Origin of the sequence: Flavobacterium xinjiangense (assembly GCF_900142885.1) — a bacterium.
In the GTDB taxonomy this organism is placed as follows: domain Bacteria; phylum Bacteroidota; class Bacteroidia; order Flavobacteriales; family Flavobacteriaceae; genus Flavobacterium; species Flavobacterium xinjiangense.
On the sequence record NZ_FRCL01000003.1, the window covers coordinates 43,008 to 57,411 of the forward strand.

A 14,404-nucleotide genomic window follows, 5' to 3' on the forward strand; every position below is an offset into this window, starting at 1 on the left:
TTAACACAATTATAGTATTTTTGGAAAAAACATTTTCTTAAAATGGAAAAGATTACCCCTTTTACAATCAATGACCTTGCTAAAGTTACCAACCACAGAAGTGGTGAAATAAAATTTGGTGAGAAAATGATAACAATACCAAAAGATAGCGATGCATTAGATTTTCTTAAAACGTCTGACGCTAAATATGTACTATTTGGAATCCCGGAAGATATTGGCATACGCGCTAATTTTGGGCGACCAGGAGCAGCATCTGCGTGGGAAAGTGCAATAAAAAGTATTGCTAATATTCAGCATAATCGGTTTTGCAAAGGCAATCAACTAATTGTTTTAGGCCAATTAGAGGTTAGCAAAGAAATGCAGGAAGTTGAAAATTTAGATTTTAATGACATTGACGATCGAGCTAAACTAAGTCAACTGGTAGAGCAAATAGATAAAGATGTATCTCATATAATTTTTAATATCGTAAAATTAGGAAAAACCCCAATAATCATTGGTGGTGGACACAATAATTCTTACGGAAATATTAAAGGGTCGGCTCTTGCCAAAGGTAAATCTGTAAATGCAATAAACTTTGATGCCCATTCCGATTTTAGAATTTTAGAAGGACGTCACAGTGGTAATGGCTTTTCCTACGCTTACGAAGAAGGTTTTCTTAAAAAATATTTTATTTTTGGTTTACACGAAAACTACACCTCAAAAAGCGTTCTTGATATAATTAAAAAAATTGAAGATCGGGTGCGCTACAATACGTATGACAGCATCAACATTAGAAGAGAAAAAGAGTTTAATCAAGAAATGGAACAAGCTTTAGAATTCATAAATGATGACTTCTATGGTATCGAAATTGACTTGGATGCTATTCCCAACATAGCTTGCAGCGCAATGACGATGAGCGGTTTCTCTGTTGAACAACTGCGACAATTCATTTCCTTTTTTGCAAAATATAAAAATGCTACTTATTTACATATTTGTGAAGGTGCACCGGATCTGGGAGAAGATAAAAACAATCATTTAATTGGAAAACTTATTGGTTATCTCGTTACTGATTTTATCAAATCGAACCAACAAATCTCATAACTGTTTATACTATAAATTGCTTAAACGCATAACCCATTTACCTAATCCATAAATAACACTATCTTTGCAGCACTATCTATGTACCTAATACAAGATATTTAATATTAAAAATATGTTATTCGAAGATTTTTCACTTTCAAAAAGTATACAAAGGGCCGTATTTGAACAAGGCTATTTAGAAGCAACACCAATACAAGAACAAGCAATTCCAATCATTTTATCAGGCAGAGATATGATTGGTTGCGCACAAACCGGTACTGGAAAAACTGCCGCTTTTGCAATACCTATAATTCACCAGTTGCATAGAATAGTAGGCTCATCTAAAAAAGCAAGCCCAATTCGTGCCTTAATTATTACGCCTACAAGAGAACTAGCTGTACAAATTGGCCAAAACTTTGACCAATACGGAAAATATACAAACTTAGTCCAACTTACCATTTTTGGAGGAGTTTCCCAAGTACCTCAAGTAGAAATGCTTAAAAAAGGTATTGATGTTTTGATTGCCACTCCGGGACGTTTACTAGATTTAGTAAAACAAGGTTTTATAGATTTAGATCATTTACATACTTTGGTTCTTGATGAGGCAGATCAAATGCTTGATATGGGATTTGTAAATGATGTCAAAAAAATTGTAAAATTGACACCTAATAATAGACAAACACTCTTTTTTTCTGCAACAATGCCAATTGCCATCAGAGAATTAGCCGAAATGTTTCTTAAAGATCCTGTAACTGTTACCGTTTCTCCTGTTTCTTCTACAGCTGAAAATGTCGAGCAAAGAGTTTATTTTGTAGAAAAAACAGAAAAAAGAAATTTATTATATCATTTAATCAAAAATGAAAATCTATCTGATGTATTGGTTTTTTCAAGAACCAAACATGGGGCAGATAATGTTGTCAAAGCGCTTCGAAAAAATAACATTGCTGCTGAAGCCATTCATGGTGACAAATCTCAAAACGCAAGACAATGTGTTTTAGATGCTTTCAAAAATAAAGAAATTGGTGTTTTAGTTGCAACTGATATTGCCGCCAGAGGAATTGATATTGATCAATTACCTTTTGTCATCAATTTTGATTTACCAAATATTCCTGAAACTTACGTCCATAGAATTGGTAGAACAGGTCGTGCTGGAAATGGTGGAGTAGCAATTTCTTTTTGCAGTAAAGACGAGCATACTTATTGGAAAGACATTCAAAGACTGACAAAGACCGATGTAAAAATAGTAAGTGATCATCCTTATCCATGGCATTCAGGAAGTCCTGAGACAGCTCCTGGAGCAAAGCAAAACAACTCTAATCGCAGTGGAGGAGCTCACAAGTCAAGAAAATCTGATGTTTCAAAACAGAATAAAAAACGCTGGTATTAATCTATTCTTAGTTTAAATTTAGACCTTTACGAAATGCCATAAAATAAGAAATAGAGTATTTATTTTATTCAAACAATTAAAAATCGTTAAATCATTGGAACTATTAAATTTTCCATTTTGATTTAACGATTTTTATATTTTAAAGGAAATTAAAAATTTCCCTGAAATAATTAATTGGAAATAAAATCTATAATTCCACCTTTCTTAAGTTTTTAGAACTAAGATTATCAATACATTTAAACAATGTATTTGAATCAAAAGGTTTTACTATAATGTCATTTATTCCTGCTGAAAGAGCTTCCTCCGTTATTTCTTCTTTATCAAAAGCAGTTAGTGCAACAATTGGTGTTTTTATACCAATATCCCGAATTCTTTTTGAGGTCTCAAACCCGTTCATTAATGGCATATTAATATCCATAAATATAATATCAAATTCTTCTTCTTCCAGTAGTTTTAAAGCCTGAAATCCGTCATCTACAATGCTACAGGTGTAGTTGTTTTTTTTGAGTATTTTTTCAGTTACAATTTGGTTAATTCTATTGTCTTCTACAACTAAAACCTTCAACAATTTGTTTAACGATAAATCAACTTGAATGTTATTTATTATTTCGTTGCTTTTATTAGTATCCGATTCAAAGGCTATCGTGAAGGCAAACTCGGTTCCAACACCAACGCTACTTTCTAAAGAAATATCGCTTCCAAACAATTTAAGGAGACGTTTGACTATAGACAAACCTAAACCAGTTCCTTGATAATCGTCTTCTTTTCTTCCGACCTGCACAAATTTTTCAAATATCTTATCTTGATCCTCCATGGCTATACCTACTCCATTATCCTTGATCTTGAATTCAATAAAATGAAATTTATTTGTTATTTTTAATAAATTCACCGCAATTAATACTTCTCCATTAGTGGTGAATTTCAAAGCATTGCTTACAATATTTATAAGAATTTGGGAGAGTCTTAATTTATCACCAATTAAATTCTCAGGAATTGTTGACCCAATCTTCAAAACAATTGTATTGTTATTATTTTTTGCTAAAAACAAAAGGGAGTTTTTAATCATATTTAATTCATCCGAAATATTGAATGTTAAATTTTCAAGTACAACTCTATTCTCCTCTATTTTATTAATTTGGAGGACGTCATTAACCAACGACAATAAGTACCTCGCTGAAAATTTTAAAGATTTTAAATGTGGACTATCAGCTAATTCTTTATGCTCATCTAAAAGCATATTAGTAATTCCAATAACACCATACAAAGGCGTTCTCAGTTCATGAGTTATTGTTGAGACAAATTGTGATTTTAATAATGATGCTTCTTCTGCTTTATTTTTTGCAAGAATTAATTTGTCATTAGTAAATGAAAGCTCAGTGTTTATTTTTTTCTTAAAATTATTATTTTTAAACAGTGTATAAATGAGTAATAATAAAACACTTAAAACAATAATAAATAAAAGAACAATAATTTTGGATTTCCTTAGACTTTGAGATTGCAATTCTTTTTCAATTTCAATTTTTTCTATCTCTCTTTTATACTCATCCAGCTCAAGATTAATTCCGGCCATTTTCGCCTTCTCATTCATCTTTTTATTAAAAAGATCAATCGTTAATTTATCGTAAAGGACTAAGTTTTCGTACGCTTTTTTATAGTTCCCGTTTTTGAATAAATACTTAGAATATTCTTGATGAGTATAAGACAAATCTAATTTTTCATTTCCTTCATTTCCTAGTTTAATTCCTTTTAAAAAAGAATCGGTGGCCCTTTTATCATCGTCTTTAAATCCATAATACATGCCATTAAGCATATTTAGGGCTACAATAGTAGTTTGATCTCCAAATTTTTTATGGTAGGCATTAACGAACTTCAAATACGGGAAACCATCATCGTAAAAACCAAGATCAAAAAAAGCCCATGCTATATTGAGTTTAGTTAAAACTATTTTGCTTGTATCCGCTATCTTATAACAATTCTCTAAGGATGTTTTGTAGTAAGTAATTCCTTTTTTATATTGCTTTTTTTCAAAACAATATATATTTCCTAAATTATTATTAATAATATATTTAATAGTATCATTATTGGTGTTGTTAACGTAAGAAATCGCTTTTTTGTAAAAAAAAAGAGCTTTGTCAAATTCTGATAATTCCTCGAAATTTGCACCGATGGTTTTGTAACACTTTGCGATAAGGTTATCATCCTTGGCTTTAATTGCATGGCGCAAGGCAAGTCTCGCAGTCACTAATGATTTTTCAAAATTAGAATTATAATAATAAATAGCTGCTTGTTTGGTTAATATAGCAATTTCTTTATTGGAGGGTGGTTTAGTTAATGAATAACAATTTACGCTAAACAAGCTAAGTATTGTAAGAAGTAATAAAAATCTCATTTGCTGCATAGATAATTTTTTATTTAACTCAAATGTACAATATATTAATAAAAAGACAATTTTATTTGTAAATATATTCCTAAGTATATCTTATAATACGCCTAAAATTAGCACAATATTAAATTAAGCCTTTTACTACTTCACTCGGTTTTTTTAAGGTATGTAAAGACATAATTAAAAAATTATGAGCAAAAAAAACCCATTTGAAAAACAAATGGGTTATATGAGACTATTATTTTATTTTCAAATTGTATCAGTTGGTACCGTTTCAATTTCATCTCCCGCTTCCCATTGGCCTACAACTGAAGTGGCTAATGCATTTCCTAAAACATTAGTTGCACTACGAAACATATCACAAAAATGATCTATTGGTAAAATAAGTGCAATTCCTTCTATTGGAATTTTAAACATACCACAAGTAGCGGCAACAACAACTAAACTAGCTCTTGGTACACCGGCAATACCCTTACTGGTAAGCATTAATACTAGCAACATGGTCATTTGTGTCCCTAAATCTAAATCAATTCCGTAGGCTTGTGCAATAAAAATACTGGCAAATGTCATATACATCATACTACCATCTAAATTGAAAGAATAACCCAGAGGCAACATAAAAGAAACGATACGATCTTTAACCCCAAAACGTTCCAATTCTTCTGTAAGCTTTGGAAAAACAGCTTCGCTACTAGTTGTACCAAAGGCTATGATTAAAGGACTTACAATACGCTTAAGCAATAAACTCATTCTGCTTTTAAGGAAAATATACCCTACAAGTATTAAAACAACCCATAAAGACGATATTCCAATTAAGAAAGATCCAAAGAATTTAAAATAAGTAATTGCTAATTCCTGAAAATCTCGTACTGCAAATACGCCCGCAATAGCACCAAAAACACCTATTGGAGCAAACTTCATTACATAGTTTACCATTTTTAAAACAATGTGCGAGGTTTTATCCAAACCATTTATAACTGGCTTTACATAATCTCCTAATGCAGCTGCAGCCAAACCAAAGAAAATAGAAAAAATTACAATCTGTAAAATTTCATTGGTTGCCATTGCTTCAAAAATACTTTTAGGTACAATATGTTCAATAAAATTTTCGAAGGTCAAACTTTGTGTTTTAGCGGTAACTTCGGAAGCTGAGGCTAAATCAACATTCGATAAATTAAGTCCAACTCCTGGTTTTAATATATTCACAAAAAACATTCCCAATAACAAAGAAATGAATGAAGCTGTAAAGAACCATCCTAATGCTTTACCTCCAATTCTTCCTACCGCTTTAATATCCCCTAATTTTGCTATTCCAACAACCAATGTCGTAAAAACTAATGGAGATATAATCATTTGAACCAATCGAATAAAAACGGTCGCCAACATCTTTATTTTGCCACTAAAGGATTGGGCTGTGTCGGCATCAGTTGAATTATGAATAATAATTCCTAGAACAGCCCCGAAAAGCATTGCTATTAGAATTTGACCTGTTAAGCCTTTAAAAAATGATGGTTTCTTAGTTGTAGTTGTATTCATTAATGTAACAAATTGATTTCAAGGTTATGGTTCAGGATTTAGCTCGTCAAAATCCTGAGTATGCAATGCTATTTTAAATAGGTTTTGTTTATTAAATAAAAATCTGCAAGAACAATCGCTGCCATGGCTTCAACAATAGGAACAGCACGAGGAACAACACAAGGGTCATGACGTCCTTTACCAGTCATTTCAGTAATATTACCTTGATTATCCAATGATTCTTGTTTTTGCATTATCGTTGCAACAGGTTTGAAAGCGACACGGAAATAAATATCCATTCCGTTACTGATACCGCCTTGAATTCCACCTGAAAGGTTAGTTTTAGTGGTTCCGTCAGGATTATACAAATCGTTGTGCTCGCTACCTTTCATTTTAACACCTTCAAATCCGCTTCCGAACTCAAATCCTTTTACGGCATTTATAGAAAGCATGGCTTTACCCAATTCAGCATGAAGTTTATCAAAAACAGGTTCTCCTAAACCAATAGGCACATTCTGAATTACACAAGATACGGTTCCTCCCACAGTATCGCCCTGTTTACGTATGTCACGAATATAATCTTCCATTTCAATCGCCATGGCTTCGTCTGGACAACGCACCGGATTACTCTCTGTTTTAGAAAAATCCAATTCTTGGTATGGTTTTTCTAAAAAAATAGGTCCTACCGATGAGACATAAGCATTTATTTTAATTTCAGGCAACATTTGTTTTGCTACTGCGCCCGCAACTACTCTGCTGGCTGTTTCACGAGCAGAACTGCGTCCTCCACCGCGATAATCACGAACACCGTATTTTTTTTCATACACATAATCGGCATGACTTGGTCTGTAATTATCTTTTATATGAGAGTAATCGTCTGATTTTTGATTGGTATTAGGAATAATGAAACCAATAGGTGTTCCAGTTGTTTTCCCTTCAAAAATTCCTGACAAAAATTGCACATCATCCGGTTCTTTTCTTTGGGTAACTATCGCTGACTGACCAGGCTTACGTCTTGACATTTCAAGTTGAATTGCTTCTAAATCAATTGTGATTCCTGAAGGACAACCATCTATTATTCCGCCTAAAGCTTCTCCGTGTGATTCTCCAAAAGTTGTTAATCTAAATAGGGTTCCATAGCTATTTCCTGCCATTGTAGTAAGTTTTGAACAAATGTATGATTTTAGTTTAAAGTTCAAAAGTTTATCCCGAGATTTCAGAATAAACTTTTAAGAAATCTTTAAGAATTATTCACTTTAAATTAATCCCAGCTCCTTTTCTTAACCTTTAATTAAATTTCAATTAATACCAAGGTCCTTAATTTGTTAAAATTCAAAAAAGAATCAATTGAAAAAAAGAAAAGTTGAAGTAGTTGTGATTTCTGATGTACATCTAGGAACTTATGGAAGTCATGCTAAAGAGCTTTATAATTACCTATCCACTATAAAGCCCAAAATTTTGGTATTAAACGGAGACATTATAGATATATGGCAATTTAGAAAATCCTATTTTCCAAAAGCCCATTTAAAAATTATTCAAAAAATTATAAGTCTGGCAACGAAGGGAACCAAGGTCTATTATATAACAGGGAATCACGACGAAATGCTACGGAAATTTAGCGATATGAACATGGGTAATCTTACTCTGACAGATAAATTGATACTTGATTTAGACGACAAAAAAGCTTGGATTTTTCATGGAGATGTTTTTGACACTTCCGTTCAACACTCTAAATGGATTGCAAAACTAGGTGGTTTAGGATATGATTATTTGATTCTCTTGAATCGACTTGTAAATTGGTGTTTATTAAAAATAGGAAAAGAACCTTATTCCTTTTCTAAAAAAATAAAGGCAAGCGTAAAAAAAGCGGTAAAACACATTTCTGATTTTGAAAAAACAGCTACTGAATTGGCCATTGAAAAAAAATACGATTATGTTATTTGTGGTCATATTCATGAGCCCAAAATGGTGCTAAAAGAAAATAAGAATGGTTCTACTATGTATTTGAATTCAGGGGATTGGGTAGAAAATTTAACAGCCTTAGAATACAACAAAAAACGATGGAAATTATATCGTTACGCTGAAGCTAACTACCCAATAGAAGAAAACCTCCTAGAAATGGAAGACATTTTAAGCAATGAACTAATAGCATCAATACTATTTCCTAAGTAAAATCTTTTTATTAAGTTTCCGTTATTAAAAACTTAAAAATGATGAAAAGTGGGAATTATATAACAATTAACAAAAATTTTGTAAATTGATTAATCGACTTTCAATCTATCTTTGTACAACAAAAAATCACTTATGAAAAAAATTATTTTATCAGTTATAATGCTAGTTGGATTAGCATTTACTGCACAGGCTCAGGATATTTCGAAAAACGCATTAGGTCTACGTTTAGGAGGCAATAATGGTTTTGGTGGAGAACTTTCTTATCAAAGAGGGTTGTCTAAAAACAACAGACTTGAATTAGATTTAGGTTGGAGAAACAGAAATAACTATAACAATAATGGTTATGATGACAATGCAATCAAATTAGCAGCATTATACCAATGGGTTTGGAACATCGATGGTGGTTTCAACTGGTATGCAGGTGTTGGTGGTGGTTTAGGTAGCTACAGCTATGATGATAACAACAACAATCACTATAATGACACTTTTGCATTTGCAGCTGGAGATATAGGTATTGAATATAATTTTGACATTCCATTATTGATCTCTTTGGATTTCAGACCAGAATTTGGTGGAAACGGTTATTATGAAAACAATTATGGTTCTGATATTGCTTTAGGTTTAAGATACCAATTCTAATAATTAGAAAATATATTTTAAAAGAGAGCTCCAAATGGAGCTCTCTTTTTTTATGAGTAGAATTATCCCAATAAATGTTAATTAAAATTTATTGGCATAGTTCTTGGATTTACAAAAAAAGTATTAACGCCAAGAGTTAATATTAAATGATTACTAATTAAATATTTGAAAAGATGAAAACATTAAAACTACTCGCCTTAGGAATAATCCTTTTTGCCTCAAGTGCCATACATGCACAAGTCTCAGTGAGTTTGAATATAGGAACAGCTCCTGCATGGGGTCCCGTAGGATACTCTGAAGTAGACTATTATTATTTGCCTGATGTTGAAGCCTACTATGATATCAGAGCTACACAATTTATTTATTTCAATGGTGGAAGATGGACAAGATCTAGATATTTACCAGGACAATATAGAAATTATGATTTGTATAGTGGATACAAAGTTGTGTTGAATGATTATCACGGGTCAAGACCTTATAGTAACTACCGAAATGATAGAGTGAAATATTATAGAGGATATCATGGTAGACCACAAAGAAATATAGGGTATCGTAACAATGATCGTAGAGAATATGAAAATCGCGGTAACTACGGAAATCAAAGACACGACAATCGTGAATATGAAGGACGCCAGAATCATGGAAATGAAGGACGCGGAAACAACGGTCACGGAAATAAACATGGACGTGGCCATGATAAAGACTAATTAATTACTGATTAAAGAAATGATAAAAAGAGAGAACCTTGATTGGTTCTCTCTTTTTTGTTGTATACCTTTTCTTTTTTTAAAGAAAATCAAAAACATTTCAAAAAAAATTTAATTAATTCCTACATTTGAAGCTATTGCAAATAAATTCTAGAAAATGCAAAATAAATATATACAGACCTTTATACTTTTCCTTTTTTGTTTTCAAATAGCAATCGCGCAACAGCCTCAGAAACTAAATTCGGTAGAAATTTATAACCAGATTCAAAAGCTTAATTTTTTAGGATCGGTACTTTATGTAGCTGCACATCCTGATGATGAAAATACCCGATTAATTTCTTATTTGTCAAACGAGAAGAAAGCAAGAACCGGTTACTTATCTCTAACACGTGGCGACGGCGGCCAAAATTTAATAGGCCCTCAGTTGCGAGAATTATTAGGAGTAATACGCACACAGGAACTTATTGAGGCCAGAAAAATAGATGGCGGCGAACAGTTTTTTTCACGTGCCAATGATTTTGGGTTTTCTAAAAATCCTCGGGAAACATTAGAAATTTGGGACAAACAAAAAGTACTTTCTGATATTGTATGGGCAATTAGAAAATTTCAGCCTGATGTAATTATCAATCGATTTGACCATCGTTCATCGGGAACGACACATGGTCATCATACAGCATCAGCACTATTAAGTGTAGAAAGTTTTAATTTAGCGAACAATCCAAGCATTTTTCCGGAACAATTAAAATTAGTGGAGCCATGGCAACCTAAACGCCAGTTTTTCAATACATCATGGTGGTTTTATGGAAGTAAAGAAAAATTTGATGCAGCAGATAAATCTAATTTAATAGAAATGAAAACCGGCATTTATTATCCCACCATCGGTAAATCAAATCAGGAAATTGCCGCACTAAGCAGAAGCAGACACCAGTCTCAAGGTTTTGGAAGTACAGGAACCCGAGGGGAAGACATAGAATATCTTGAGTTTATAAATGGTACTGCATTGCAAAACAAGAATTCACTTTTTGAAGGGATTGATACCAGTTGGAACCGTGTAAAAGGCGGAAAACCTGTCGGAGAATTATTGACAGCCATCGCTTCTCAATTTGATTATAACAACCCTTCGGCCAGCATTCCACATTTGGCGAAAGCCTATACCATGATGCAATCTTTAGAAGACAAACATTGGGCAACTATAAAATCTTCGGCAATAAAAGAAATTATTGCCTCTTGTTCCGGTTTGTATCTAGAAGCAGTAGCTCAAAATCAGGAAACTACTCCCGGAAGTACTATAAAACTAAAACTTGAAGCCATAAACAGAAGTTTAATTCCAATGCAATTAATGAGTGTAACCACTTTGCCGGAACAAAAAAATATTTCTCAGAACATAGCATTAAGCAATAACATTTTAAAAAACATTAATATCGATTTACAATTACCTATTTTCATTGACTATACACAACCATATTGGTTAAAAGAAAATGGAACAGTGGGAATGTACACCGTTACTGAACAAAAAAATATAGGAATTCCTGATATAATTAGAGAAGTAAAAGTGGTTTTTAATGTCTTAATTAATGACATAGAAATTCCTTTTGAAAGAACGGTTGTTTATAAATACAATGATGATGTAAAAGGCGAAATGTATAATTATTTAGATATCGTTCCTGAAGTAACAACAAGTATTCTTGATAAAGTTTCTCTTTTTAAAAACGGGAAAAATAAAGAAATAGCCGTAAAAATAAAATCTGGAAAAGATGCTGTAAAAGGAGATTTAATATTGGAATTACCTAATAACTGGATTGTTTCACCAAAAGTAATTCCTTTTAGTTTAGAAAAAAAAGGAACAGAACAAATCGTTTATTTTCAAGTAACACCACCTAATCAAATCCATGAAGCAATAGCCAAAAGTATTGCCGTTGTTGATAATAAACGATACGATAAAGATCAAATAAGTATTGATTATAGTCACATTACAAAACAACAAGTTTTGAAACCCGCTGAAGCAAAATTTATCAAATTAGATTTAAAAACTAATGAAGAAAAAATTGGTTACATAATGGGAGCTGGAGATGAAGTTCCTAAGAGTTTATCACAAATGGGGTATAAAGTAACACTTCTTAAACCCGAGGAAATAACTCCCGCAAAACTAGCCAATCTTGATGTTATAATGACCGGAGTTAGAGCCTACAATACCGTGCAAGAATTAGCTAATAAACAATCTATACTTTTTGATTTTATCAAAGAAGGAAAAACAATGATTGTACAATACAACAATCCTAATGATCTTGTAACTAAAAACATAGCACCTAATACCCTGAAAATTTCTGGTGACAGAGTAACCGAGGAAAATGCAGAAGTTCGTTTCTTAGCGCCTAATCATCCTATACTGAATTTCCCAAATAAAATCACAGCTAAGGATTTTGAAGGCTGGAAACAAGAACAAGGATTGTATTATCCAAATGAATTTGATAAAGCCTTCACTCCTATTTTATCATCGAATGACAAAGGAGAAACTCCTAAAAATGGCGCCTTATTAGTCGCTCCTTATGGAAAAGGATATTATATTTATACCGGTTTAAGTCTTTTCAGAGAATTACCGGAAGGTGTATCAGGCGCTTTTAGATTATTATCCAACATGATTTCATTGAAAGCAAACGTGAAAATTCCTGCTCAAAGTATTAAGCCTTAATATCTTCAAAAATGGAAACAAAAAAAATAAAAACTTGGAAAAAAAACTACACCTGGGTTCTTGTAGTCAACGCCATCTATATTTTGATTTTTTATCTAATAATGCACTTATACTCATAACTTATGCAACTATTTGATTGGATTGTTCTAATAGTCACACTACTTTTTATTGTTATTTATGGCGCTTGGAAAACCAAAGGAAGTAAAAATGTAGAAGATTTTATTCTTGGCAGCAACGAGACGCCTTGGCATGTAGTGGGGCTTTCAGTTATGGCAACCCAAGCCAGTGCCATTACGTTTCTATCTACACCCGGGCAAGCCTATCATGATGGAATGGGGTTTGTACAATTCTATTTTGGACTCCCTATTGCCATGGTCGTTATTTGTGTCACTTTCATACCAATCTATCATAAATTAAAAGTATACACTGCTTACGAGTACCTTGAAAAAAGGTTTGATCTTAAGACTCGTTCTCTTGCTGCTCTTCTTTTCCTGTTTCAACGAGGATTAGGAACTGGGTTAACCATTTATGCACCTGCTATCATTTTATCGGCATTATTGGGTTGGAATCTTACCATTATGAATATTATTATTGGTGTTTTAGTAATCATATATACCTTCTCTGGCGGGACAAAAGCGGTAAACGTAACGCAGAAACAGCAAATGTTTGTAATCATGTCCGGAATGTTTATCACCTTTTTTCTGATTTTACATTATTTGCCAAATGATATGACTTTTACCAATGCTTTGCATATTGCCGGCGCAAATGACAAAATGAATATTGTTAGCTTTTCAATAGATCCCGAGGAAAAATATACTTTTTGGAGTGGTATTACAGGCGGTTTTTTTCTGGCGTTAGCTTATTTTGGGACTGATCAATCTCAGGTTGGACGTTATTTATCAGGAAAATCGGTAAGGGAAAGCCAAATGGGATTGATCATGAATGGTCTTTTAAAAGTTCCTATGCAATTCTTTATTTTACTTACCGGGGTAATGGTTTTTGTCTTCTTCCAATTCAATCCAGTTCCATTAAATTTTAATCCAAATAATAAAATTATAGTTGAAAAATCGGCTTTTAAAGGAGAATATCACGCATTGGAAAAAAAATTGGATGATTTATCCGAAGACAAAAAAGTGATTAATCTACTCTATATCGAGCAGTTAAATCAAGATTATGACAATCCAATTCTTCGAAAAGAATTAATAACTTTATCCAATAAGGAAAAAGATTTAAGAGATCGAGCTAAAGAAATTATTCTAAAAGCCGATAGTGGCAGCGAAACTAACGACAAGGATTATGTTTTTTTTCACTTTATCCTGCATTACTTACCTAAAGGCCTTATTGGTTTATTACTGGCAGTTATTATTTCCGCAGCCATGTCTTCAACAGCTTCTGGACTGAATGCACTGGCGTCAACCACAGCAATTGACATTTACAAACGCAATCTAAAAGAAGAAAAATCAGAAAGGCATTATTTGAATGCCACTAAGTTTTTTACGCTGCTTTGGGGAATTGTCGCTATTCTTTTTGCTTGTATTGGTACTTTATTTGAAAATCTGATTCAATTAGTAAATATAATCGGATCTATTTTTTACGGAACAGTTCTTGGAATTTTTCTGGTAGGATTTTATGTTAAACAGGTAAAGTCTCAAGCTATATTTTATAGCGCCGTATTTAGCCAAATTACAATTTTTGTTATATACTATTATGCGATTTATATTTACCCAAGCGGTGAAGAAAAACTGGGTTATCTCTGGTTGAATTTTATTGGAGCAATGTTATCAATTATAATTTCGTCAATATTACAAACGACTATTTTTAGAAAGGAAAAAGCAGTCGCTTAGCAGTACAAA

The 14,404-nt window shown here is 32.5% G+C and carries 10 protein-coding genes; 7 read left to right on the top strand and 3 right to left on the bottom strand.

The features are described from left to right. Nucleotides 1-42: 42 nt before the first annotated feature. Nucleotides 43-1,080: a formimidoylglutamase gene (locus BUC23_RS04165; RefSeq protein ID WP_073205910.1), complete on the top strand. Its 1,038-nt coding sequence runs from the start codon at nucleotides 43-45 to the stop codon at nucleotides 1,078-1,080. Nucleotides 1,081-1,192: 112 nt separating this feature from the next. Further along, on the top strand, nucleotides 1,193-2,446 hold the full coding sequence (locus tag BUC23_RS04170) for a DEAD/DEAH box helicase (RefSeq protein WP_073205913.1): 1,254 nt from the start codon (nucleotides 1,193-1,195) through the stop codon (nucleotides 2,444-2,446). Nucleotides 2,447-2,633: 187 nt separating this feature from the next. On the opposite strand, the gene BUC23_RS04175 is transcribed toward BUC23_RS04170, so the two are convergent. From BUC23_RS04175 to aroC, 3 genes are all read right to left on the bottom strand, one after another. Then, on the bottom strand, nucleotides 2,634-4,844 hold the full coding sequence (locus BUC23_RS04175) for a response regulator (RefSeq protein ID WP_073205917.1): 2,211 nt from the start codon (nucleotides 4,842-4,844) through the stop codon (nucleotides 2,634-2,636). 234 nt (nucleotides 4,845-5,078) lie between these two features. After that, nucleotides 5,079-6,365, bottom strand: a complete 1,287-nt coding sequence (locus BUC23_RS04180) for a dicarboxylate/amino acid:cation symporter (protein WP_073205921.1) — start codon at nucleotides 6,363-6,365, stop codon at nucleotides 5,079-5,081. 68 nt (nucleotides 6,366-6,433) lie between these two features. Continuing rightward, entirely contained in the window at nucleotides 6,434-7,498 is a 1,065-nt protein-coding gene (aroC, locus tag BUC23_RS04185; protein ID WP_073205923.1) for a chorismate synthase, read from the bottom strand. A 193-nt stretch (nucleotides 7,499-7,691) separates the two neighbouring features. On the opposite strand from aroC, the gene BUC23_RS04190 reads away from it, so the two are divergent. The 5 genes from BUC23_RS04190 to BUC23_RS04210 all read left to right on the top strand — a co-directional run bounded on the left by BUC23_RS04190 (nucleotide 7,692) and on the right by BUC23_RS04210 (nucleotide 14,395). Then, nucleotides 7,692-8,516: a UDP-2,3-diacylglucosamine diphosphatase gene (locus tag BUC23_RS04190; RefSeq protein ID WP_073205927.1), complete on the top strand. Its 825-nt coding sequence runs from the start codon at nucleotides 7,692-7,694 to the stop codon at nucleotides 8,514-8,516. Between the two features lie 132 nt (nucleotides 8,517-8,648). Beyond that, complete coding sequence (locus tag BUC23_RS04195) at nucleotides 8,649-9,155, top strand: hypothetical protein (RefSeq protein ID WP_073205931.1); 507 nt, start codon at nucleotides 8,649-8,651, stop codon at nucleotides 9,153-9,155. 173 nt (nucleotides 9,156-9,328) lie between these two features. Further along, nucleotides 9,329-9,862, top strand: coding sequence for a hypothetical protein (locus tag BUC23_RS04200; protein ID WP_073205934.1), 534 nt, complete (start codon nucleotides 9,329-9,331; stop codon nucleotides 9,860-9,862). A gap of 157 nt (nucleotides 9,863-10,019) precedes the next feature. Next, entirely contained in the window at nucleotides 10,020-12,551 is a 2,532-nt protein-coding gene (locus BUC23_RS04205; protein ID WP_073205939.1) for a PIG-L family deacetylase, read from the top strand. Nucleotides 12,552-12,673: 122 nt separating this feature from the next. Then, a complete protein-coding gene (locus tag BUC23_RS04210; protein WP_073205942.1) occupies nucleotides 12,674-14,395 on the top strand; it encodes a sodium:solute symporter family protein in 1,722 nt (573 codons plus the stop codon). Nucleotides 14,396-14,404 lie beyond the last annotated feature (9 nt).